The organism is Salinivibrio sp. KP-1 (genome assembly GCF_000968645.1).
Classification (GTDB): domain Bacteria; phylum Pseudomonadota; class Gammaproteobacteria; order Enterobacterales; family Vibrionaceae; genus Salinivibrio; species Salinivibrio siamensis.
Window position 1 is genome coordinate 691,686 of the sequence record NZ_LAQR01000001.1, and the last position, 22,421, is coordinate 714,106.

The following is a 22,421-nucleotide window of genomic DNA, read 5'->3' on the forward strand; positions in this document are numbered from 1 at the left end:
CCCCTTAGTAACTGCGGACTTTCGGTGGGAAAGCCTCACGGTGCACTGGCGCCATATTGACGTCGCGCTTCGACATGGCTTCGGTTTCTGGGTTATAGATGGAGTGGCATAGCCAGTTTTCATCATCGCGGTCTTGATAGTCGAAACGCGCATGTGCGCCACGGCTTTCAGTACGATAATGGGCTGATACCGCCGTTGAGTACGCGGTTTCCATCAAATTCTCCAGCTCCAAACATTCGACACGCTGGGTGTTGAACTCGGTTGACGTATCATCAAGACGCGCCGACTTAAGGCGTTCGCGAATTTCCTTCAGCTCTTTCAGCCCTTTTTCCATCGCCTCACCTTCTCGGAACACAGAGAAGTTTTCTTGCATACAAGCTTGCAAATCTTTGCGGATCTCAACCGGGTCTTCACCCTGCTGGGTGTTATTCCAACGATTAACCCGTGCCAGTGACGCCTCAATGTCTGACTCGCTCGCATCGCGCGCTTCTACTTGCGCGGCGAGTGTCTCGCCAAGGTGCAGGCCGGTCGCTCGGCCAAAGACAACCAAGTCGAGCAATGAGTTGCCGCCCAAGCGGTTGGCACCGTGAACAGACACGCTGGCAATCTCGCCACAGGCAAACAAACCTTGTACTTCAATGTCATTGCCGAGCGGGTCTTGCTTGATTGCTTGGCCAGACACTTGTGTTGGAATGCCCCCCATCATGTAGTGACAGGTTGGGATCACCGGAATCGGTTCTTTGATAGGATCGACGTGCGCAAAGGTACGCGACAAGTCAAGGATACCGGGTAGACGAGACTCGAGCACATCTTTGCCAAGGTGATCGAGCTTCAATTTGAGGTGTGGGCCCCATGGGCCGTCACAGCCACGCCCTTCTCGGATCTCGATCATCATCGAACGCGCCACCACGTCACGCCCTGCCAAATCTTTCACATTGGGGGCGTAACGCTCCATAAAGCGTTCACCATCTTTATTGAGCAGATAACCGCCTTCACCACGACAACCTTCCGTCACCAATACACCCGCTCCAGCAATGCCTGTGGGGTGGAATTGCCACATTTCCATATCTTGCATTGGCACGCCTGCGCGCAGCGCCATACCAACACCGTCACCGGTATTGATATGCGCATTGGTGGTTGATTGATAGATACGACCAGCGCCACCTGTCGCCAACACGGTTGCTTTGGATTTGAAGTAGCAAATCTCCCCAGTTTCCATACACATGGCCGTGGCACCAACGATTACACCGTCTTGGTTTTTAACCAAATCAAGCGCATACCATTCAGAGAAGATCGTGGTCTTGTTTTTAATATTCTGTTGATACAAGGTGTGCAGCAGTGCGTGCCCGGTCCGGTCAGCAGCCGCTGCCGTTCTCGCTGCTTGCTCGCCACCAAACTCTTTGGACTGGCCACCAAACGGGCGTTGATAGATGGATCCGTTTTCGAAGCGAGAAAATGGCAGCCCCATTTTTTCAAGCTCAATCACAGATTGAGGGCCTGTCTTACACATGTACTCAATGGCATCTTGGTCGCCAATATAATCCGACCCTTTCACCGTGTCATACATGTGCCATTGCCAGTTGTCCTTGTGCGAGTTACCCAGTGCTACCGTAATCCCACCCTGCGCGGACACAGTGTGCGACCGAGTTGGAAACACTTTAGATAACAGTGCACAAGTTAGGCCCTGCTCTGATATTTGCAGTGCGGCGCGCATACCTGCGCCACCTGCGCCAATGACAATTGCGTCAAATTCGCGAACTGGAATACTCACTTACACACCCCACAATACAAAGAAACCGGCGAAAACATAGATCAGTAGCATGGCCACAACGCCCAGTTGCAACATGCCACGCAGCAAGGCTGGCTTGATATAATCAGTCAATACTTGCCACATTCCGATCCAGCCGTGAATCAGCACGGAGACCAGGGCTAACATGGTAAAGACTTTGGTACTGGTCTGGCCGAAAAACGCTGTCCATGAGGCATACGTAATCTCAGGACCAAAAACGGCAAAACCGACCATATAAAGTGTGTAAAGTGTGATGAGAATCGCAGTGGCGCGAATCAGCACATAGTCGTGCACACCATTGCGCCCGACCGATGAGATGTTTTTAGTTACCATACTAAAACCCCCGCCAACACAGACAACACGCCAGTGATAACAAATGCAACCTGCGCACTTTGCGCGCCAGACTCCAGCTCTTCAAAATAACCCATGTCTTGGATCAAATGACGGATCCCGCCAACAATGTGATACGCCAGCGCCGTCAAAATGCCCCAAAGGATCAGTTTGACGAAAAAGCTATCGACAATGGCAGCAGCGGATTGAAATCCATCAGGAGAAGAGAGAGACAGGCTAAGCAGCCATAGGAGGATGGCGATCGAGACAAAGGTGATGACACCTGCCACTCGATGCAATATAGACGCAATCGCTGTTATCGGGAAACGAATCGTCTGGAGGTCGAGGTTTACGGGTCTTGACTTTCTTTCTTTCACGATATTGCCCACTCAGCTCCATTGAGCATTTATAGTTATTACACTCTCTGAACCTCAGTACTCAAAGCGTAAGACCTGCAACATCTGCGTAACGCGCTTCATGTACCTTATTGCTTATAACTGCAATTCTTGGCGAATGGATCACGTCAGTTAGGAAAGGTGTTTGAGCCCCTAAACGCTCTAGGATACTGATTTGCCCAGAGACCTCGAAAAAGTATACGTGGCGTAACAGACAATTACAAACGCACAAAATTGACCGGAATCTCACAACAGATATTTAACTCGCATTGCAAATAAGTTATTAACTGACGCACACATCGATAGGTTAAAAATTGACATCATTAGGGTCGATCGGTACAACGGTCGAGTCCGTATCCTGGATGGGATTATAAAATAACAAAGGAGATTGTTATGGCAGAGAAGAAAGCTACCCTACATATCGAAGGGAAAGCACCAATCGAACTGCCGATTATCGAGGGCACCGTCGGTCCAGAAGTCATTGATGTGCGCCAGCTGGTAAACGAAGGCTATTTCACCTTTGATCCTGGCTTTGTCGCAACGGGTTCGTGCAATTCGCAAATCACCTACATCGATGGCGCAGCCGGCGTATTGCTGCACCGCGGTTACCCGATAGATCAACTTGCCAATAACGCTGATTATTTAGAAGTCTGTTATATCCTGCTCTACGGTGAAGTCCCTACCCAAAAGCAATACGATGAGTTTCGCTCAATGATCGTGCGCCACACCATGGTGCATGAACAGATTGCAAGCTTCTTCCACGGCTTCCGCCGTGACGCTCACCCAATGGCCGTAATGGTCGGGGTTGTAGGTGCACTGGCCGCGTTCTATCACGACTCTCTCGACATCAACAACGATCAACACCGTGAAATCACGGCGTTCCGTTTACTGTCGAAAATGCCAACATTGGCTGCAATGTGTTACAAGTACTCGATCGGGCAGCCATTTATTTATCCACGTAACGACCTCGACTACGCGGAGAACTTCCTACATATGATGTTCGCCACGCCATGCGAAGAGTATGAGGTCAACCCTGTGGTTGCGCGTGCAATGGATAAAATATTCACGCTGCACGCCGATCACGAACAAAACGCATCCACATCAACAGTACGCCTTGCGGGCTCGTCAGGTGCGAACCCATTTGCCTGTATTGCGGCAGGGATTGCCTCGTTATGGGGACCCGCCCACGGCGGTGCGAATGAAGCGTGCTTGCGTATGTTTGAGCAAATCGGGCATGTTGATAACATTCCTGAATATATTGCTCGCGCGAAAGACAAAGATGATCCATTCCGCCTGATGGGCTTTGGTCACCGCGTCTACAAGAACTACGATCCTCGCGCAACCGTGATGCGTGAAGCCTGTCACGAAGTGCTCAATGAGTTACAAATACAGGATCCACTGCTTGATGTAGCGATGGAGCTAGAACGCATCGCATTGTCAGATGATTACTTTATCGATAAGAAACTTTATCCGAACGTTGATTTCTATTCAGGCATTATCCTGAAAGCGATCGGGATTCCCACGTCGATGTTTACAGTGATCTTCGCGATGTCTCGTACCATTGGTTGGATTGCTCACTGGAATGAAATGCATACCGACCCACACAAGCGTATTGGGCGCCCGCGTCAGCTTTACACAGGCTATACGCAACGCGAGTTTACGCCGATGGACAAGCGCAGTTAAGCCGCGAATGTCATATAACAAAGCCGCCAATAGGCGGCTTTTTCTTTATCATCAGCAGTTTATCACATTGCTGCGTCTACCTTTTATCGCACTTAGCCTCAACGCCTAGGCGTTACGCTGGATTGTCGATATCAATAAAGTGCACATTCAAACCATGCTGCTGGGAAAGCCACTCCCCTAGCGCTTTCACGCCATAACGCTCGGTCGCGTGATGCCCTGCCGCGATATAATGCACACCCTGCTCACGCGCCGAAAAGGTTGTGCGCTCAGAAATCTCACCCGACAGATACGCATCCATCCCTTGTGAAGCGGCCAAGTCGATAAAATCTTGCGCGCCACCAGTACACAGCCCAACGGTTTCAATCCGCGTTTGTTGGCCACCGTCAATCACAAGGGGTGTCCGGTTAAGCACCGTGGCCACTTGTTGCTCAAACTGTGCCAACGTCATGGGCGTTGAAAGCTTTCCATAAACAGGAATCGAGACAGGGTTGTCAGGCTCCAGTCCCCCAAGCAGCTCAATGCCTAAACGTTTGGCAAGTTGCGCGTTGTTACCCAGCGTCGGGTGAATATCCAAAGGCAAGTGATAACCGTATAGATTGATGCCATGTTCAATCAACATCTTGATACGTTGGTACTTCATGCCGCGAATTTGCTGTGGTTCGCCGCGCCAGAAGTAACCATGGTGCACCAAGATGGCATCCGCATTCTGCTCAATCGCTGCATCAATAAGATCTTGGCAAGCCGTCACCCCTGTGACGACGGTTTGAACCTCATCACGCCCTTGCACTTGCAGTCCGTTCGGGCTGTAGTCTTTGATGCTATCCGGTTTTAGTTCGGCGTTGAGCAATGCTTCCAGTTCAAAATTATTCATAGCATTCACATCCACTTGCGAGACAATGGCAACAGTGTAACCTGACAAGCAAAAATAAAAAAAGCGGCGAGCACGAATGGCTCACCGCTTATCTAATCGCAACCTATCTGTTCGGCTGCATCTATACGTATTTATGGCTTATACGATAGGCTAAGCCTTGATGAGGTAAAGGTGGGTTAGAAAAAACCACCGACCTTTTCCGACTCAGCTAACCAGACTGGCTTGGTGCTGTCTTTAAGCCAGACTTGATGTAAATGGCTATATAAACGCGATGCCATGGGCGGCACAATCAGTGTTGGCAGGCAAGTGATGCCCGCGATCACAACCGCGCAGCGGCGCAACACAACACGGGTTTTATCGAACGGTGTATACATAATCAACCTCACTCATCTGACCAGTTTGCAAGTATGGGCGTAGTGTACCACCTGTTTTGTTTTTTTACTACATAAATGGTTATTTTTCACCCAAAAATTACCAGATTCAGCTTTAACAGTCTTTTAACAAGGTAATAAAATTACATTATGAGTGATGCCTATCCGCTATTTAGCAACCAAGCTCAAATCAATGCCGACTTTAGCTGGTTACAAAATCAGTTCTCACTTCTCAGCGACAAGCACTTCCCGGTTGTGCCTCATCATCTTTGGCAACACAAATTACTGCCATCTCCCTCGCCCTATAAGGGACCAAAGCGTATCGGCTTTTACTATCAGTGGCTGCTCACTCAGCTCATTGATTGTCACCCGCATTTGGGGTTAGAAGCTGAGGAAATACAAATTAATGAGGGCGGCAAGACGCGAGGTGCCATCGACTTTTTAGTCAGATATCAGGGGCAACTAGAGCACTGGGAGGTAGCGGTAAAATTCTACCTCGCCCATGACAACCGTTGGTTAGGCCCCAATGCCAAGGATGCGTTGGATATCAAAGTGGCGCGAATGCTTGACCACCAATTGGCGCTGTCCAGCCACCCAAGCTTCTGTCAGCAATACCCACACTGGCAACCGAGTGAGAAGCGTTTGATGGTGCAAGGAAGGTTGTACCGCCATTATCATCATGGCGAGCAGCCCCTACCAGAGTGGCCCCCCGTCAATCATGACAGCATTGGGGGATGGTGGTGTTGGCCAGATGAATTACCAACAGACAGGGAATTTGCCGTATTGGCCCGCGACCAGTGGTTGTCACTGCCCGCTTTCGCTGATTTGCCCAAGCTCGAACGCGCATCACTTGATGAGCTATCTCGCACCTGTCACTTGTTAGATGACTCACTCACCCCTTGGTTCGTGGTACCCCGCGACTGGCCAGAGACGATACCCACGTTACCCGCTTTGAAATAAAAAACGCGCACACTGTCTGTACGCGTTTTCGACTACAGCGTCACGACGGGACGCGCTAAACGCCTTGAGCGTTGAACACGCGGTCAACAATTTGTTGCGCTTCTTGCTCAATCAAACGCAAGTGATCATCACCTTTAAAGCTTTCACAGTAGATTTTATAAATATCTTCTGTCCCTGATGGGCGCGCAGCGAACCAACCAAACTCCGTGACCACTTTCAGTCCTCCGATGGCAGCGCCATTCCCCGGCGCATGCGTCAGTTTGGCGGTGATGGTATCGCCCGCCAAGCTCTCTGCCGTCACCATCTCGGGGCTGAGCTGACTGAGCACCTGCTTTTGCGCTGCATTGGCAACCGCTTGTAATCGGTTATACGACGGATCACCGTGCTTGTGGGCAAGTTTTTGATAATACGCCTGCGGCGTAAACCCCGTTACCGCCAGAATTTCTGCTGCCAGTAAGCAAAGAATGATACCATCTTTATCTGTTGACCATGGCTGCCCATCAAAGGTTAAGAATGAGGCACCGGCACTTTCTTCCCCGCCAAAGCCAAGCGTTCCTTCACTCAAGCCAGGCACAAACCATTTAAAGCCGACGGGCACTTCAACCAGCGGACGAGCGAGATCGCCAACCACCTTATCAATGATCGCACTGGACACCAAAGTCTTACCCACGCCTAAATCGGCTGACCACTGCGGACGGTGGCGGAACAAATAATCGATGCACACGGCTAAATAGTGATTCGGGTTCATCAATCCTTCGGGAGTCACGATGCCGTGGCGATCAAAGTCTGGATCATTGCCAAATGCCAAATCATAATCATCTTTGTACGCCAATAGTCCGGCCATTGCGTATGCAGACGAGCAATCCATACGAATCACGCCATCGCTATCGCGCGGCATAAAGCCAAACGTTGGGTCGACATGATCGTTAATCAGGGTAATATCCAGTTGATAATGCGCGGCAATTTGCTGCCAATAGCGGATCCCTGCTCCCCCCAAAGGGTCAACGGCAAGTTTTAAACCCGCTTTTTGAATAGCCTCGATATCAACAACCTTGGCCAGCCCAGAGACATATGGCGTCACAAGATCTTGCGCTTGGTAATAGTCACTGTGCATCGCCGCATCAATCTCCGAGCGTTTAACGCCGACGAGATGGGTTTCAATATAGTGATTCGCTCGCGTTTCTATTGCTTTCGTGATTTCGCCTTCGGCGGGTCCACCATGGGGCGGGTTGTATTTGATGCCCCCATCTTGCGGTGGGTTGTGCGAGGGAGTGATGACAATCCCGTCCGCTTTCGCGTCATGCGCGCGGTTGTAGGCGAGTATCTGCTGCGATACCCCTGGGGTGGGTGTATACCCTTGCTCAGCTTGGCCAATCACCGTAACGTGATTGGCCGTTAACACTTCAACCACGGCATCGAATGCTGGTACTGAAAGCGCATGAGTGTCTTTTCCCACAAAGACCGGGCCAGAAATGCCGCGCGCGCTGCGCTCATCACAAATTGCTTGTGCAATCGCCAAAATATGATCGCGGTTAAACGTCGTGTTCAACGCGCTTCCACGGTGTCCTGACGTCCCAAACGCAACACGTTGCGACGGATGACCTGGACGTGGTTGAGCCTGGAAAAAACGCGTCACAAGCGCCGGGATATCACACAAATCTTGCGGATTTGCGCGCTGTCCGGCTTGAGGATGCACTGCCATAATTCTCTTCTCCCATGAGTGGCATAGATTAAATCGCGTTCACAACCTTCTCAGTCAAATCACTCGGGAACTGCATTTTTTCCATAAGCTGCTCCACCATCTGACGCTTACGGCCAGTGTTCGTGTTGGTGATGACCCAAAAAGGGGTGTCTGGAATCTGCTTGGGTTTGGTGGTTTTGCCGCTTTCTAATAAAGTTTGTGGATTATCGGCAAAATACAGACGGGTACGCCCTTTTAGCGCCATACCATCTGCGAATCCTTGTTGGTCAACACGGTATAAGGTGGTGAGGATCAGCATAAAACGACCAATAGCTCGTTCTTGAGCCGCAAACTCATCTGAAATCAATAACGTTCGCATCGCTTTGACACGATCAACGGACGCACTGCGCCCAGCGTCTTTACTGACAACAATACCGCTAGAACGAGAGGGCGTCGTCGGCGCAGCCTGGGTTGGCTGCGGTGCCGAGTCCGACAGCAGTAAGCGACGCAGGATGTCTGATGCGCTTTCGCCAATATGCTGGGTTTGGCTGGCAATATACCGGTATAGATCGTCGTCAACCTCTATCGTCTTCATTGTTTTTCATCGCGTCCTGTTTATCGTTTAACGGGGCGATTATACAGAGATAGATAGGTATACTCTACGTTAAAGCCAGTAATCTGAGAGAAAAGCAACGTGTTGTTAAACGGAAAGTCTCGCGGTGAGGGCTCACCGCTCGTATTGATCCACGGTTTATTCGGTGATCTCGATAATTTAGGCGGGCTCGCTAAGACACTGGTCGACCATTTTTGTGTTTATCAAATTGATCTACCTAACCATGGTCGCTCCTATCATACACAGGACACAGATTATCAAAGCCAGTCCGATGCCGTGGTCGCGTGGATGGATGCACAACAGCTTGAGTCAGCCATTATCGTTGGTCATTCAATGGGTGGCAAAGTGGCGATGGCCCTCGCCCAGCGTTTTCCTGAGCGCGTAGAACAATTGGTGGTGATGGATATTGCCCCAGTCGATTATCAAGTTAACCGACATGACAATGTTTTCAGGGCATTGCATCAGACACAAACGGTGACACTGGAAAGCCGCCAACAAGCGCAAACCATTATGAATGAATCGATTGAAAATCCAGGCGTGAGCCAATTTTTATTGAAATCACTCTATAAAACCGATCACGGTCACTACGCCTGGCGCTTCAATATTGATAATCTTTATCACGGCTATCGTAACATCATGGGATGGACAGAGTTTGGCCAGTATTCGGGCCCAACTCTGTTTGTCAAAGGGCAGAACTCTGAATACATTCTGCCAGACCACCGCGAGGCCATTGTTGCTCAGTTCCCTCATTCAAAAGCGCATATGGTGGCAGGCACGGGTCATTGGCTACATGCTGAAAAACCGGCGGTGGTTGCCAGTGTCATAGAACGTTTTTTAATGCCGAGCGAGCGTTAACAGTTAAGTGACCCTTGTGATATATTGCGCCGCATAAGTCGGTGCTCAATGGAGGCACGCATGCTTTACGAGCACTTTCAATTGCTCGAAAAAATAGGTCTAGATCTCGTCTTCGCCGCGATTTTCTTTTTTATCGGCATGGCAATTAAAGACGTGTTACGTGAGGGCAATGTGCCAGTATTCGGCCGACGGATCGTCTGGTTTGTGCTCACACTAGGCTGTGTCGGCTTTATCGTAAAAGGTGTGATTCAGTTGGTTTGGGAAGGGGTCGGCATCGGCTAACCCTAGCACTGAAGTCACTGGTTAATCATATAGGTTTGAAAAAGCGACGCTTTTTCTTTAATTCGAGTTAGTTGCAAACAGCAACCCACTGACAAAACGGGTGTTTTTTATATGGCGAGTGTAGGTCTCTTCTTTGGTAGTGACACGGGAAACACGGAAGCAATTGCAAAAACCATTCAAAAGCAGTTAGGCAAGCAAATGGTTCACGTGCAGGATATCGCGAAGAGCAGCAAAGAAGATATTGATAACTTCGATTTGCTGCTGATCGGTATTCCAACATGGTATTACGGTGAAGCACAGTGCGACTGGGATGACTTTTTCCCAGAGTTAGAGCAAATTGACTTCTCAACAAAACTCGTGGCTATTTTCGGCTGTGGCGACCAGGAAGATTACGCAGAATACTTCTGTGATGCCATGGGCACCGTCCGCGACATCATTGAAGCGAAAGGCGCGACCATCATTGGTCATTGGCCAACTGAGGGGTATGAATTTGAAGCCTCACAAGCATTGGTTGATGACAACCATTTTGTTGGCTTGTGTGTGGATGAAGATCGCCAGCCTGAACTGACCGACGAGCGTGTGAGCAAGTGGGTGAAACAAGTTTACGAAGAAATGTGTCTCGCAGAGCTTGAAGACTAAGTCTGGCTTATCAAACGCCAAGGGGACTCAACCTTGGCGTTTTTTATCTAATCGGTGCACAACGGGCCGATCATGCGGCTTGTTTACTGGCTGTATCTCGATACTGGCGTTTTTTTCTCACATAAAGTGTACGCCTTACTTCAGCAACCACCTCGCCATGCGCGTCTTTGACGTGGACAACAAACTCGGGCAATACCTTATCGCCTCGCCCTGCTTGTTGTTGGATATCGGTTAACACCGCATCACTGATCACAAAATCTGCGTACAAGTCCGTGGTTCCCGGCTTAATAAAATTGATATCTGCTTGTTTGTCCCAAACATGGTACTGAGGGCCGAGAATCCCCATTAACATGAGCGCATAGACAGGATCGGTTAAGGAGAAGATGCTACCGCCATACTGGGTACGATTGGCATTTTTATTCCACCAGCGGAGTTTCAAACGCATGTTGACGCGTTTAAAATCCTGGCTAATCGCATCAATATGGATCCCTGCGCCCCAAAACGGTGGCCAGCTGTTAAGTGCCCACTTAACAATACGTGGTTTGTAGAAGCGATACATGTAAGTTGACATCCTTATCTGGTCTAACCAGATAATATTCACATCTCGTAAACATTGATGCAACCACAAATGATCAAATTTCGTCCTAAGAACGCATGTCGAGAGTAGCGAGAGCAGTGCAATTTTGATAGGCTTATAAGATATTTTCCTTGCTAATCCAACTGTCTTAACTCAGGCAGAAAACAGGTAGATACACATGTCAGACAATAACCAGGCGTTGAAGCAAGCTGGGCTCAAAGTCACCCTCCCACGGCTCAAGATCCTAGAAGTGCTGCAACAGCCAGATTGCCAGCACATCAGTGCCGAAGACCTGTATAAGAAATTAATCGACCTAGGTGAAGAAATTGGCCTAGCAACCGTGTACCGCGTACTGAACCAATTTGACGATGCAGGCATTGTCACGCGTCACCATTTTGAAGGCGGAAAGTCCGTATTTGAATTGGCAACACAGCATCATCATGACCACCTAGTCTGCCTTGACTGCGGTAAAGTGATTGAATTTTCTGATGATTTGATTGAAGAGCGTCAGAAAGAAATCGCCGCACGCTTTAATGTGCAACTGACAAACCATAGTTTGTATTTGTATGGTCACTGTAAGGAAGGCGATTGCAAAGCCGACCCATCCATTCATAACGCTGATTGATTCAGTGTGAACGTTCGAAAAAAGCCGGCGTGGTCATCACGCCGGCTTTTTATTATTTACCTTCTATCTTCGCCCAGGTATCACGTAAACTCACGGTCCGGTTAAAGACAAGTGCATCTTTACGGCTATCTTTATTATCTGCACAGAAATAGCCTGTCCGTTCAAACTGATAACCCTTCTCTACTGGCGCATTTTGCATACTTGGTTCAACAAACCCCTGTTGTACCTGCAATGACGCCGGATTAATCGTCTCAGCGAAGTTATCCGCACCCGCCGGATTTGGCACCGTGAATAAACGGTCGTACAAACGGAATTCAGCGGGTAACGCCTCAGCAGCAGAGACCCAATGGATCACCCCTTTCACTTTACGCCCATCGGCAGGATCTTTACCGAGGGTGTCTGGATCATAGCTGCAATACACAGTGGTAATATTGCCATCATCGTCTTTCTCACAACGCTCTGCTTTTACCACATAGGCATTGCGCAAACGCACTTCCTTGTCCAGCACCAGTCGCTTGTACTTCTTGTTGGCTGATTCACGGAAATCTTCACGTTCAATCCAGATCTCGCGCGAAAAGGGCACCTGACGCGTGCCCATCTCGGGCTGATTGGGATGATTTGGCGCATCAAGCCATTCGACATCATCGGCTTTGTTTTCAATCACCAGTTTAATCGGATCGAGCACCGCCATTGCGCGTGGCGCATTTTCGTTCAAATCATCGCGTACACAAGACTCAAGCGCACTCATCTCTATGGTATTGTCTTGCTTGGTCACACCAATACGCTGGCAAAATTCACGAATCGAGGCAGGCGTGTAACCACGACGACGCAAGCCAGAGATAGTCAGCATACGCGGGTCATCCCAGCCGTTCACTAACTGCTCTTCCACCAGTTGGTTCAGCTTACGCTTGGACATCACGGTATACTCGAGATTTAAGCGGCTGAACTCATATTGGCGCGGCGTACAGTCGATGGTGATATTTTCCAACACCCAATCGTATAGGCGTCGGTTATCTTGAAATTCAAGGGTGCAAAGAGAATGGGTAATTCCTTCTAGTGCATCCGAGATACAATGAGTAAAGTCATACATTGGATAAATGCACCACTTATCCCCAGTCTGGTGATGATGCGCAAAACGCACGCGGTATAAAACCGGATCACGCATCACCATAAAGGGCGACGCCATATCGATTTTGGCACGCAAACAGGCTTTACCTTCTGCAAACTCACCAGCACGCATTTTTTCAAACAATGCTAAGTTCTCTTCAACCGAACGTTCGCGATAAGGGCTGTGCTTGCCCGGCTCGGTCAATGTTCCACGATACTCTCGGATCTCATCGGGCGTCAGCTCTTCGACGTACGCTAGCCCTTTTTCAATCAGTTCAACCGCGTAACCATAAAGCTTATCAAAGTAGTTTGAGGAGTAACGCACCTCTCCTGCCCAGTCAAAGCCCAACCATTGCACGTCACGCTTGATAGACTCAACGTACTCCACGTTTTCTTTTTCTGGGTTGGTATCATCAAAACGCAGGTTGCATTCACCCTGATAGTCTTGTGCGATCCCGAAATTCAAACAAATTGATTTGGCATGGCCGATGTGCAGATAGCCATTCGGCTCTGGTGGGAAACGTGTCACGATCGCTGTGTGTTTCCCTTCCGCCAAGTCTTTATCAATGATTTGGCGAATAAAGTTAGTGGGACGAGCTTCAGCATCACTCATCAAGGTTACCTCGTATCAAAAATGCGAATTTTAAAGCTACATAGATACTATGATCTCCTATTCCGTGCTGCGACTCAACCCGTTGTTGTCATTGTCATCGCGGTGTAGGCCTATTTGTTACTTTTTTGCGCGAAAGCGATGACACAAACCTAAAAAACGCCCAGCTGTTGGCTGGGCGCTTTGTTCAGATCATTGTCGTACAGTGCCTCGTTTATGGCAGCGCGACGTTTGACAAATCTTCATCTTCTGGAATTTGTTTCAGCTCACCGGCAATGATTTCTGCTAGAGGGCCAAGAATGACCTGCAAGTTGTTCTCGCCAAGCTTGACGACTCCCATCGCCCCAATGGCTTTCAATTTCGCTTCATCAACCACCTCGCGGTCGGCAACCGACAGACGCAGACGGGTGATACACGCATCAATCGATGTTAGGTTTTGATGACCACCAAGGGCTTTAAGGTACTTGCGTGCAAGCTCGCGATTATCGCTCGCTTCACCGGTATTGGCGCTCGCCGGTGCACTTTCTACTGCGTCATCTTCTCGGCCTGGCGTTTTCAGATTGAGCGCTGAAATCGCGGCGCGGAATGACACATAATAAAGCGCAAAGAATACAAGGCCCATGATAGGCAGCATGTACCACTGGTTAGCCACAGGGTTTTTCGACGACAACACCAAGTCAACTAAACCTGCCGAGAAGCCGAAGCCTGCCGTCCAGTCGAAAGTGGCCGCGATAAACAAGGAAACACCGGTTAATAGCGCATGCAACACGAACAACAAAGGTGCGACAAACAAGAATGAGAATTCAAGTGGCTCGGTCACCCCAGTAAAGAAAGACGCAAAACCAGCAGCAATCATGATAGACGCAACACGTGCTTTGTTCTCAGGACGCGCTGTGTGATAAATCGCAAGCGCTGCACCCGGTAGACCAAACATCATGACGGGGAAGAAGCCTGCCATGTACATGCCTGTGGTCCCTTTAATCGCTTCGCCTGTTTCAAGGCCTTGTGCCCCCATCCAGAAGCGGCCCAAGTCGTTAATACCGACCGTATCGAACCAGAATACGGCGTTAAGCGCGTGGTGCAGACCAACAGGGATAAGTAAGCGGTTAAAGAAGCCATAAACACCGGCACCCGCGGCACCTAGGTTGGTGATGCTTTCACCAAAGTGAACCAAGCCGCCAAATAACACAGGCCAGACAAACATCAATACAAACGAGATGATGATCGCCACAACAGAGACCAAAATAGGCACCAAACGCCGGCCACTAAAGAAAGCCAAGGCTTTAGGCAGCTCAACACCGCTATAACGGTTGTACAGCTCAGCAGACACCACACCGATCAAGATACCGATAAACTGGTTGTTGATTTTGCTGAACGCAAGCTCATTGTTGCCCACTGAAATATCGACCAAGCCAATTTGGCTTACCGCACCCGGCGCACACAGCGTGGTGATCACCATAAAGCCAACAAAGCCTGCCAGAGCGGCGGCGCCGTCTTTATCTTTTGACATGCCATATGCCACACCGATGGCAAATAACACTGACATATTGTCGATAATCGCTGCCCCTGATTTTATCAAGAAAGCAGCTAGGGCACTGTTGCCCCCCCATCCAGTTGGGTCAAGCCAGTAGCCGACCCCCATCAAGATCGCAGCCGCTGGTAATACCGCAACCGGTACCATCAGCGCACGACCTATACGTTGTGCATAACCAAGAATATTCACCGTCGTTCCCCCTTTATATTTTTCAGTGCCCCACCACGCTAACGCTTGCTCCGCGGCTGGGCATCTAACTTGGACGCTTGCCCAAGGACTTTTGTTAAATCACTTCTTTTGTAAAGCAATGTTAGTCAATTGCAGTTTATGTCAATAAATTCGCCTCGCAAATTAAACCCGCGTTATTTGTGAGAATCATCACCAAAACACCCCATACACAGAGAAAATTGTTAGCCTGATCATAAAACTTATTTTATGATGAAAATAAATGAGCATATCCGTTATGCTATGGCCACGAACTGAGCATTGATAGAACGAGGTGACCGATGCGACTCATTCCTTTACAAACCAGCCAACAAGTCGGCCTATGGTCGGCTCGCTATATCGTCGATACCATCAACACGTTTTCGCCGACTGCCGATAACCCCTTTGTTCTGGGCTTACCCACAGGGGGGACGCCACTCAACACCTATAAGCAACTCATTAAGCTCCACCAGCAAGGCGAAATCAGTTTTGAGCACGTGGTGACCTTTAATATGGACGAATACTGTGGGATCCCTGCTGATCACCCACAAGCGTATCGTACCTTTATGTACGAAAACTTTTTTAACCATATTGATATTCAAGAAAAAAACATCAACTTGCTTAATGGAAATGCGACCGATGTCGATGCCGAGTGCCAACGCTATGAAGAAAAAATCAAAGCGTACGGCAAAATCCATCTCTTTATGGGTGGTGTAGGTAACGATGGTCATATTGCGTTTAATGAACCCGCGTCATCATTAGCATCAAGAACACGGATCAAAACCTTGACCGAGGATACCCGTGTGGCAAACTCTCGCTTCTTTGATAATGATATCAATCAAGTACCTAAGCATGCGCTCACCATTGGTGTCGGCACCTTGTTAGATGCAGAAGAAGTCATGATCCTAGTGACAGGACACAATAAAGCCCAGGCACTTGAGGCCGCGGTAGAAGGGTCAGTGAACCACTTATGGACAGTATCAGCGCTACAACTGCACCCAAAAGCGATGATTGTGTGCGATGCGCCTTCAACAGCAGAACTAAAAGTAAAAACTGTGAAGTATTTTCAAGAGCTTGAAGCCCAAAATATACACCATTTATAAGGAATTGAAGCATGTATGCGTTAACCCACTGCCGGATTTTTACTGGCCATGAGGTGTTGGATGATCATGCCATCGTGATTAAAGAAGGCCTGATTGACGCCGTCTGTCGACAAGACGCCCTGCCCAATGATATTGCCACGCGCGCGCTCGACGGTGCATTAGTCAGCCCAGGCTTCATTGACCTTCAGCTTAATGGCTGTGGCGGCGTGATGTTTAATGATGCCATTACCCCTGACACCATCGCGACCATGCATCAGGCTAACCTTAAATCAGGTTGCACCAACTTTCTCCCCACCCTGATCACTAGCTCTGATACCGATATGCAAGCCGCCATCAACGCCATGCGTGCTTACCAAAAACAGCAGCCTCATCAGGCGCTGGGGTTACACCTTGAAGGCCCTTATTTGAATATCGAAAAAAAGGGGATACACAGCGCTGACTATATTCGCCCAAGCAACGATGAGATGATCAACTACTTATGCGAAAATGCGGATGTGATTGCCAAAGTCACCCTCGCGCCTGAACTGGCGCCCGCGTCGCATATTCAATCCCTGAAGCGAGCTGGTATCGTGGTCTCTGCTGGCCATACCAATGCCACTTACGCACAAGCTAAGCAAGGCTTTACCCACGGCATTTCCTTTGCCACGCACCTGTTTAACGCAATGACCTCTATTTCAGGCCGTGAGCCAGGTGTCGTCGGTGCCATCTACGATACATCTGATGTGTACACTGGTGTAATTGCTGACGGCTTTCACGTCTCGTACCCTAATATTCGTCTCGCACATAAAGTAAAAGGTGAGAAATTAGTGTTGGTTACGGATGCTGTTGCACCAGCAGGAGCCGACATGGATCACTTTATTTTTGTAGGTAAGAAAGTATATTACCGTGACGGTAAGTGTGTAGATGAAAATGGCACGCTTGGCGGCTCGGCACTGACGATGGATCAGGCGATTTATAACAGTGTTGAGCATGTAGGGATCGCCTTGGATGAAGCTTTGCGGATGGCTACGCTCTATCCCGCTCGCGCAATCGGTATCGAACAACACTATGGCAGCATTCGTCCGGGGAAAGTTGCGAATCTTGCCATTTTCGACCGTGCAATCAACGTTCAAGCGACGATCGTAAACGGACAATATCTACAAAGCTAGGACACCTATGACTGGCGGAAAAATCGGGAATGTCGATCTCGTAAAGCAACTTAACGGAGCTGCCGTTTATCGATTAATTGATCAACAAGGGCCTATTTCACGCATACAAATTGCCGATGTAAGCCGATTGGCGCCGGCAAGTGTGACCAAAATTACCCGCCAACTGCTAGAAAGAGGCCTCATTAAAGAGGTGGCACAACAAGCATCGACAGGTGGACGTCGTGCCATTTCTCTCACCACCGAGTGTGCGCCCTTTCATACCCTTGCGGTACGATTGGGTCGTCATTTTATTGAGTTGTCTTTGTATGACTTGAGTGGTGCCTCTTTGGCCGAACACGGCGAAACCTTCCACTACCATGATCAGGACGAGCTTGTTCAAGGCTTGATTCATATCGTTAGCCAATTTTTGGAAACGCACCAACACGCACTCCGAGAACTGATTGCGATATCCGTGGTCATGCCTGGCTTGGTTGACCCTGATTCAGGGGTGGTCGAATACATGCCCAACATCAATATCAAACAACTTGCACTTGCTGATACCTTGCGCGAAGAGTTTGGTGTGCAGGCTTTCGTTGGCAACGATATTCGCGGTCAAGCGCTGGCGGAGCACTACTTTGGGGCGAGCCAAGACTACTATGACTCTATGCTGGTCAGTGTGCATCATGGTACTGGCGCGGGGATCATCGTCAATGGGCAAATTTTTCTTGGCCATAACCGCAATGTCGGTGAGCTCGGCCATGTGCAGATCGATCCACTGGGTAAAAAATGTCAGTGTGGCAACTTTGGCTGCTTAGAAACCGTGGCCTCAAACGAAGCCATCATTGAGCACGCCCAACAACTGCTTGCGCAAGGGCATCCCAGTAGCCTCAGTTATGATCAAAGCCTAACCATCGAAGCCATTTGCCAAGCCGCAGAGCAAGGTGATGAGTTAGCACGCCAAGTGTTGGTTAAAGTTGGCAATCATCTGGGTAAAGCGATCGCGATGACCGTAAACCTGTTTAATCCACAACTGGTGGTGATTGCTGGCAAAATTACCGCGGCAAAAAGTGTGGTGTTTCCTGCCATTGAGCGCTGTGTAGAGAATCAATCACTGCCAAGTTTCCACGAGAAGCTGGCGATTGTTAGCGCAAATCTGGAGGCTCAGCCTACAATGGCTGCGTTTTCCTTAGTCAAGCGGGCGATGCTTAATGGTGAGCTCCTACAAGAGCTGTTGGAGGAGTAGTTTTTCACTACTTGGATTGACATGTTGAGTGATTAAAACATGTCAGTTAAAGCATCGCCGTTAAACCTAGCCGAAACGTTAATCCCTAACCGTTGGTCAGCCAGCGGTTAGGAGAGCGGGCATCTTCTCTCGCAACGTCAGTCTTCTCTGCAAATGTCGCCTTGCCTCATCTTATCTTCACCGGCCTTTTCTCACGCTTCCTTATTTTACATTCACATACTGACCACAAAACGTGTACATTATAGCCACGTTACCGACAATGCCTTGTCTCACTCAACTTTAGAATAAGTACAAGATATGGAACTGGTTTTTATTTCCGCTGCATTTATCAGTGGCTATGCATTAATGCGCTGCCACCTCCCGCCACTGGTTGGCTTTCTTATCGCTGGCTTTGTTCTCCATGCCATGGGCTACCAGTCGACACCGGTGATCACGCAGCTGGCCGATCTGGGTGTCACATTGCTGCTGTTTACTATCGGCTTAAAGCTTGATGTCAAAACCTTGCTTGCGAAAGAAATCTGGTTTGGGGCCACGGCCCATAATGTCCTGACAACCGCGTTTTTTACTCTCGCGCTAATGGGCCTTAAAGCACTGAGCATTCCTATGCTGTCAGGCATGAGTGTGTCTGAAATGCTACTGCTTGGCTTCGCGCTTTCGTTTTCTAGCACCGTCTTTGCCATCAAAGCGCTGCAAGAAAAAGGTGAGCTTAATGCCACCTATGGCACCTTGGCCATCGGCATGCTGATCATGCAAGATATCTTTGCCGTGATTTTCCTCACCGCCACATCGGGAAAAACCCCCGAACTCACCGCCCTCCTCCTCTTTGGTTTACCTCTGCTAAAACCTCTATTGGGTAAGCTTTTGGATAAGGCAGGTCACGGTGAAATGTTGGTTCTTTATGCCGTGTTCCTCGCCCTAGTGGCTGGCGCTGGATTGTTTGAGGCGGTGGGGATTAAACCTGACTTAGGCGCACTTATTCTCGGTATGCTGCTTGCCAGTCACCCACGTGCATCCGAAATGGCCAAGTCACTGTTTAATATGAAAGAGCTTTTTCTAGTTTGCTTTTTCCTCAACATTGGCTTGTCCGAACAGCCTACCTGGCAAAGCTTTAGTTTTGCCCTGATTTTGATGTTATTACTGCCCATCAAGGGCGTACTCTACTATTGGATCGTTAATGGATTCCGTTACCGCGTCCGTACTGCCTTATTTACCACGCTCACCTTATTCAACTTCAGTGAGTTTGGACTCATTGTGGGTGGCTTGGCGTATAAAACAGGACTGATGCCCGGCCCGATCTTGGTCTCCATCGCCATCGCGGTATCACTCAGTTTTGCCTTTTCCGCCCCGCTCAATACCTTTAGTAATCAGCTGTATGGTTGGGCATCACGCTGGCTACCTGAGCGTGCACCCGACAAACTTCACCCCAGCGATCAACAAATCAATCTCGGTGATGCCAGTATTTTAGTATTGGGGATGGGACGTATTGGCTCAGGCGCCTACGACGAACTCGCCACCACACACCACCAACCCATAGTGGGGATTGACACACGAGAAGACTCTGTCACTCGTCATCAGCAAGAAGGAAGACGTGTTATTTTAGGCGATGCGACTGATCCCGACTTTTGGTCACGAGCCGTGTCTGATGGCAATATCTCGCTCATTTTACTGGCCATGCCTCACAGCCACGCCAATACGTTGGCACTCGAGCAAATTCGACAAACACAATTCAGTGGTAAAGTCGCTGCCATCGCCAAATATCAAGATGAGCTCGACCAACTCAAAGCACTTGGCGTGGATGAAGCCTTTAATATCTATCAAGAGGCAGGTAGTGGCTTTGCGCGTCACGTAAGAGACCGCTTCTCACATCCGGATACCTAACCACTCTTCCACCCTACTCACGCACAAGTGATGCTTCACTTGTGCGTTTTTGTATAAAAACTGCGCCATTTTTGAATTAAATTCATTTTTTATGGTTTTTATTAAATAATATTTATCACAAGGTCAGTTTGGATAACGAATTTGTTTTATCTACTTGTGTCTTTCTCTGCCACAGGGCAGAGTGTGATTAACAGGTCGCCACCAGTGGTCCTATATCGCAGACATGCCACGGCGAAAACACCGTATAACACAAACAGAGAGGAAGATTATGTGTTCAATTTTTGGAGCGCTTGACATTAAAACCGACTCGCAACAATTGCGGGAAATCGCGTTAAAAATGTCGAAGACCATGCGTCACCGAGGTCCGGACTGGTCAGGGATTTATTCGTCTGAAAAAGCTATTTTAGTCCATGAGCGCCTTGCGATTGTCGATCTTAACAGTGGGGCACAGCCACTTTATAACCAAAACCAAACCCAAGCCCTCGCAGTCAACGGTGAGATCTACAATCACAAAGAGCTCCGCGCTGAATTCGCCGCCGATTATCCGTTCCAAACAGAGTCAGACTGCGAAATCATTCTCGCCCTATATCAAGAGAAAGGGCCAGAATTGCTCGATTATCTCAACGGTATCTTTGCCTTTATTTTGTATGATGAGGAGCAGGATGCGTATTTAATTGGTCGCGATCATATCGGCATTATCCCGCTTTATCATGGACACGATGAACATGGCAACTACTACGTTGCTTCGGAAATGAAAGCACTGACGCCTATTTGTAAAACCATCAGTGAGTTCCCTCCGGGTCACTTTTTATGGAGTAAACAAGGTGAGCCTGTTCGTTATTACAAACGCGCATGGATGGAATATGACGGGGTAAAAGACAGCACCACGGATAAAGCGGCACTCAAAGAAGCCCTAGAGAAAGCGGTTCACCGTCAACTTATGACCGATGTACCTTATGGCGTTCTGCTATCTGGCGGGTTGGATTCATCGGTGATTTCCGCAGTGACCAAGCAATATGCCGCCAACCGTATTGAGGATGACGATCAAAGCCAAGCTTGGTGGCCACGTTTGCACTCGTTTGCTATCGGCCTGGAAGGCGCGCCGGATTTGAAAGCCGCCAAAGAAGTCGCCGACCACCTTGGCACCGTGCACCACGAATTTACCTACAGTATTCAAGAAGGCTTGGATGCCATCCGCGACGTGGTGTATCACATCGAGACCTATGATGTGACCACTATCCGAGCGTCAACCCCCATGTATTTGATGTCACGTAAAATCCGTGCAATGGGAATTAAAATGGTGCTATCGGGAGAAGGCGCCGATGAGGTATTTGGCGGCTACTTATATTTCCACAAAGCGCCCAACGCTCAAGAATTCCACGAGGAAACCGTTCGCAAGCTGCTCGCACTCAACATGTTTGATTGCGCTCGTGCGAACAAATCAATGGCCGCTTGGGGCGTTGAAGCGCGTGTCCCCTTCTTGGATAAAGAATTTTTGGAAGTGGCGATGCAAATCAAACCGGATGATAAAATGTGCGGTGAGGGTAAAATGGAAAAGCACATCATTCGTGAATGCTTCGGGGATCTGTTGCCAGAATCGGTGGCATGGCGTCAAAAAGAGCAGTTTAGCGATGGCGTCGGTTACGGCTGGATTGATACCTTGAAAGCCATTGCCGATGAAAAAGTCAGCGATCAACAGTTGGCAACGGCAGCCTTCCGTTTCCCATACAACACGCCGACCACCAAAGAAGCGTATATGTATCGTGAGATTTTCGCCGAACTCTTCCCTCTGGAAGATGCCGCGAAGTGTGTTCCTGGCGGCCCGTCGATCGCCTGCTCAAGTGCCAAAGCGATTGAATGGGATGAATCGTTCAAAAACCAAGCCGACCCATCAGGTCGTGCGGTCCGCAACGTACACGAAAAAGCGTATCAATAAGCCCACGC

At 49.1% G+C, this 22,421-nt stretch carries 21 protein-coding genes; 11 read left to right on the forward strand and 10 right to left on the reverse strand.

Annotation, left to right across the window (positions count from 1 at the left end; translation table 11 throughout):
• Window positions 1–4: 4 nt before the first annotated feature.
• Genes sdhA through sdhC form a run of 3 tightly spaced genes read right to left on the reverse strand, consistent with a single transcriptional unit; the run spans window position 5 to window position 2,508 of the window.
• Window positions 5–1,771: a succinate dehydrogenase flavoprotein subunit gene (sdhA, locus tag WN56_RS03070; protein ID WP_046073556.1), complete on the reverse strand. Its 1,767-nt coding sequence runs from the start codon at window positions 1,769–1,771 to the stop codon at window positions 5–7.
• Window positions 1,772–2,122 (reverse strand): succinate dehydrogenase, hydrophobic membrane anchor protein, encoded by a 351-nt coding sequence (sdhD, locus tag WN56_RS03075; RefSeq protein WP_046073557.1) that lies wholly within the window; start codon window positions 2,120–2,122, stop codon window positions 1,772–1,774. It abuts the gene before it with no gap.
• Window positions 2,116–2,508 carry a succinate dehydrogenase cytochrome b556 subunit gene (gene sdhC, locus WN56_RS03080; protein ID WP_046073558.1) on the reverse strand — a complete coding sequence of 131 codons (393 nt, stop codon included), beginning with the start codon at window positions 2,506–2,508 and terminating at the stop codon, window positions 2,116–2,118. The genes sdhD and sdhC overlap by 7 nt, the downstream gene beginning before the upstream one ends.
• 399 nt (window positions 2,509–2,907) lie before the next feature.
• Here sdhC and WN56_RS03085 point away from each other — a divergent pair, with 399 nt between their 5' ends.
• The gene (locus tag WN56_RS03085; RefSeq protein ID WP_046073559.1) at window positions 2,908–4,197 is read left to right on the forward strand and encodes a citrate synthase; all 1,290 of its coding nucleotides are present in this window, start codon (window positions 2,908–2,910) and stop codon (window positions 4,195–4,197) included.
• A 112-nt stretch (window positions 4,198–4,309) separates the two neighbouring features.
• On the opposite strand, the gene WN56_RS03090 is transcribed toward WN56_RS03085, so the two are convergent.
• Window positions 4,310–5,068, reverse strand: a complete 759-nt coding sequence (locus tag WN56_RS03090; protein ID WP_046073560.1) for a Nif3-like dinuclear metal center hexameric protein — start codon at window positions 5,066–5,068, stop codon at window positions 4,310–4,312.
• A gap of 176 nt (window positions 5,069–5,244) precedes the next feature.
• Window positions 5,245–5,442 carry a DUF2517 family protein gene (locus WN56_RS03095; RefSeq protein ID WP_046073561.1) on the reverse strand — a complete coding sequence of 66 codons (198 nt, stop codon included), beginning with the start codon at window positions 5,440–5,442 and terminating at the stop codon, window positions 5,245–5,247.
• A gap of 147 nt (window positions 5,443–5,589) precedes the next feature.
• Between WN56_RS03095 and WN56_RS03100 the strand changes: the two genes are divergently transcribed.
• Window positions 5,590–6,399, forward strand: a complete 810-nt coding sequence (locus WN56_RS03100; protein ID WP_046073562.1) for a DUF1853 family protein — start codon at window positions 5,590–5,592, stop codon at window positions 6,397–6,399.
• 55 nt (window positions 6,400–6,454) lie between these two features.
• Here WN56_RS03100 and pgm read toward each other — a convergent pair whose 3' ends face one another.
• Both pgm and seqA read right to left on the reverse strand, forming a co-directional pair.
• Entirely contained in the window at window positions 6,455–8,101 is a 1,647-nt protein-coding gene (pgm, locus tag WN56_RS03105; RefSeq protein ID WP_046073563.1) for a phosphoglucomutase (alpha-D-glucose-1,6-bisphosphate-dependent), read from the reverse strand.
• A gap of 28 nt (window positions 8,102–8,129) precedes the next feature.
• On the reverse strand, window positions 8,130–8,675 hold the full coding sequence (gene seqA, locus WN56_RS03110; RefSeq protein ID WP_046073564.1) for a replication initiation negative regulator SeqA: 546 nt from the start codon (window positions 8,673–8,675) through the stop codon (window positions 8,130–8,132).
• 99 nt (window positions 8,676–8,774) lie between these two features.
• Here seqA and WN56_RS03115 point away from each other — a divergent pair, with 99 nt between their 5' ends.
• From WN56_RS03115 to fldA, 3 genes are all read left to right on the forward strand, one after another.
• A complete protein-coding gene (locus WN56_RS03115) occupies window positions 8,775–9,548 on the forward strand; it encodes an alpha/beta fold hydrolase (RefSeq protein WP_046073565.1) in 774 nt (257 codons plus the stop codon).
• Window positions 9,549–9,608: 60 nt separating this feature from the next.
• A complete protein-coding gene (locus WN56_RS03120) occupies window positions 9,609–9,830 on the forward strand; it encodes a DUF2788 domain-containing protein (RefSeq protein ID WP_021022467.1) in 222 nt (73 codons plus the stop codon).
• A 111-nt stretch (window positions 9,831–9,941) separates the two neighbouring features.
• Window positions 9,942–10,469 (forward strand): flavodoxin FldA, encoded by a 528-nt coding sequence (fldA, locus tag WN56_RS03125; RefSeq protein ID WP_046073566.1) that lies wholly within the window; start codon window positions 9,942–9,944, stop codon window positions 10,467–10,469.
• A 70-nt stretch (window positions 10,470–10,539) separates the two neighbouring features.
• Here the strand turns inward: fldA and WN56_RS03130 are convergent, their stop codons facing one another.
• Window positions 10,540–11,028: a DUF4442 domain-containing protein gene (locus WN56_RS03130; RefSeq protein ID WP_369795673.1), complete on the reverse strand. Its 489-nt coding sequence runs from the start codon at window positions 11,026–11,028 to the stop codon at window positions 10,540–10,542.
• 196 nt (window positions 11,029–11,224) lie between these two features.
• Between WN56_RS03130 and fcrX the strand changes: the two genes are divergently transcribed.
• On the forward strand, window positions 11,225–11,671 hold the full coding sequence (fcrX, locus tag WN56_RS03135) for a ferric iron uptake transcriptional regulator FcrX (protein ID WP_046073568.1): 447 nt from the start codon (window positions 11,225–11,227) through the stop codon (window positions 11,669–11,671).
• A 52-nt stretch (window positions 11,672–11,723) separates the two neighbouring features.
• Here the strand turns inward: fcrX and glnS are convergent, their stop codons facing one another.
• Together glnS and nagE are read right to left on the reverse strand one after the other, a co-directional pair.
• The gene (glnS, locus tag WN56_RS03140; protein WP_046073569.1) at window positions 11,724–13,391 is read right to left on the reverse strand and encodes a glutamine--tRNA ligase; all 1,668 of its coding nucleotides are present in this window, start codon (window positions 13,389–13,391) and stop codon (window positions 11,724–11,726) included.
• Between the two features lie 211 nt (window positions 13,392–13,602).
• A complete protein-coding gene (gene nagE, locus WN56_RS03145; RefSeq protein ID WP_046073570.1) occupies window positions 13,603–15,111 on the reverse strand; it encodes an N-acetylglucosamine-specific PTS transporter subunit IIBC in 1,509 nt (502 codons plus the stop codon).
• 317 nt (window positions 15,112–15,428) lie between these two features.
• Here nagE and nagB point away from each other — a divergent pair, with 317 nt between their 5' ends.
• The 5 genes from nagB (at window position 15,429) to asnB (ending at window position 22,413) form a co-directional block, all read left to right on the forward strand.
• Entirely contained in the window at window positions 15,429–16,229 is an 801-nt protein-coding gene (gene nagB / locus WN56_RS03150) for a glucosamine-6-phosphate deaminase (protein WP_046073571.1), read from the forward strand.
• 11 nt (window positions 16,230–16,240) lie between these two features.
• A complete protein-coding gene (gene nagA, locus WN56_RS03155) occupies window positions 16,241–17,377 on the forward strand; it encodes an N-acetylglucosamine-6-phosphate deacetylase (protein ID WP_046073572.1) in 1,137 nt (378 codons plus the stop codon).
• A 7-nt stretch (window positions 17,378–17,384) separates the two neighbouring features.
• Complete coding sequence (locus WN56_RS03160; RefSeq protein ID WP_046073573.1) at window positions 17,385–18,599, forward strand: ROK family protein; 1,215 nt, start codon at window positions 17,385–17,387, stop codon at window positions 18,597–18,599.
• A 297-nt stretch (window positions 18,600–18,896) separates the two neighbouring features.
• Window positions 18,897–20,477 (forward strand): cation:proton antiporter family protein, encoded by a 1,581-nt coding sequence (locus WN56_RS03165; RefSeq protein ID WP_046073574.1) that lies wholly within the window; start codon window positions 18,897–18,899, stop codon window positions 20,475–20,477.
• 268 nt (window positions 20,478–20,745) lie between these two features.
• On the forward strand, window positions 20,746–22,413 hold the full coding sequence (gene asnB, locus WN56_RS03170; protein WP_046073575.1) for an asparagine synthase B: 1,668 nt from the start codon (window positions 20,746–20,748) through the stop codon (window positions 22,411–22,413).
• Window positions 22,414–22,421 lie beyond the last annotated feature (8 nt).

Coding starts and splice junctions, on each gene's coding strand:
- WN56_RS03130 (WP_369795673.1), bottom strand. CDS start 11,028: ATGTATCGCTTCTACAAACCACGTATTGTTAAGTGGGCACTTAACAGC.
- WN56_RS03100 (WP_046073562.1), top strand. CDS start 5,590: ATGAGTGATGCCTATCCGCTATTTAGCAACCAAGCTCAAATCAATGCC.
- seqA (WP_046073564.1), bottom strand. CDS start 8,675: ATGAAGACGATAGAGGTTGACGACGATCTATACCGGTATATTGCCAGC.
- sdhD (WP_046073557.1), bottom strand. CDS start 2,122: ATGGTAACTAAAAACATCTCATCGGTCGGGCGCAATGGTGTGCACGAC.
- fcrX (WP_046073568.1), top strand. CDS start 11,225: ATGTCAGACAATAACCAGGCGTTGAAGCAAGCTGGGCTCAAAGTCACC.
- WN56_RS03085 (WP_046073559.1), top strand. CDS start 2,908: ATGGCAGAGAAGAAAGCTACCCTACATATCGAAGGGAAAGCACCAATC.
- nagA (WP_046073572.1), top strand. CDS start 16,241: ATGTATGCGTTAACCCACTGCCGGATTTTTACTGGCCATGAGGTGTTG.
- WN56_RS03160 (WP_046073573.1), top strand. CDS start 17,385: ATGACTGGCGGAAAAATCGGGAATGTCGATCTCGTAAAGCAACTTAAC.
- pgm (WP_046073563.1), bottom strand. CDS start 8,101: ATGGCAGTGCATCCTCAAGCCGGACAGCGCGCAAATCCGCAAGATTTG.
- WN56_RS03120 (WP_021022467.1), top strand. CDS start 9,609: ATGCTTTACGAGCACTTTCAATTGCTCGAAAAAATAGGTCTAGATCTC.
- glnS (WP_046073569.1), bottom strand. CDS start 13,391: ATGAGTGATGCTGAAGCTCGTCCCACTAACTTTATTCGCCAAATCATT.
- nagB (WP_046073571.1), top strand. CDS start 15,429: ATGCGACTCATTCCTTTACAAACCAGCCAACAAGTCGGCCTATGGTCG.
- asnB (WP_046073575.1), top strand. CDS start 20,746: ATGTGTTCAATTTTTGGAGCGCTTGACATTAAAACCGACTCGCAACAA.
- WN56_RS03090 (WP_046073560.1), bottom strand. CDS start 5,068: ATGAATAATTTTGAACTGGAAGCATTGCTCAACGCCGAACTAAAACCG.
- WN56_RS03165 (WP_046073574.1), top strand. CDS start 18,897: ATGGAACTGGTTTTTATTTCCGCTGCATTTATCAGTGGCTATGCATTA.
- WN56_RS03095 (WP_046073561.1), bottom strand. CDS start 5,442: ATGTATACACCGTTCGATAAAACCCGTGTTGTGTTGCGCCGCTGCGCG.
- fldA (WP_046073566.1), top strand. CDS start 9,942: ATGGCGAGTGTAGGTCTCTTCTTTGGTAGTGACACGGGAAACACGGAA.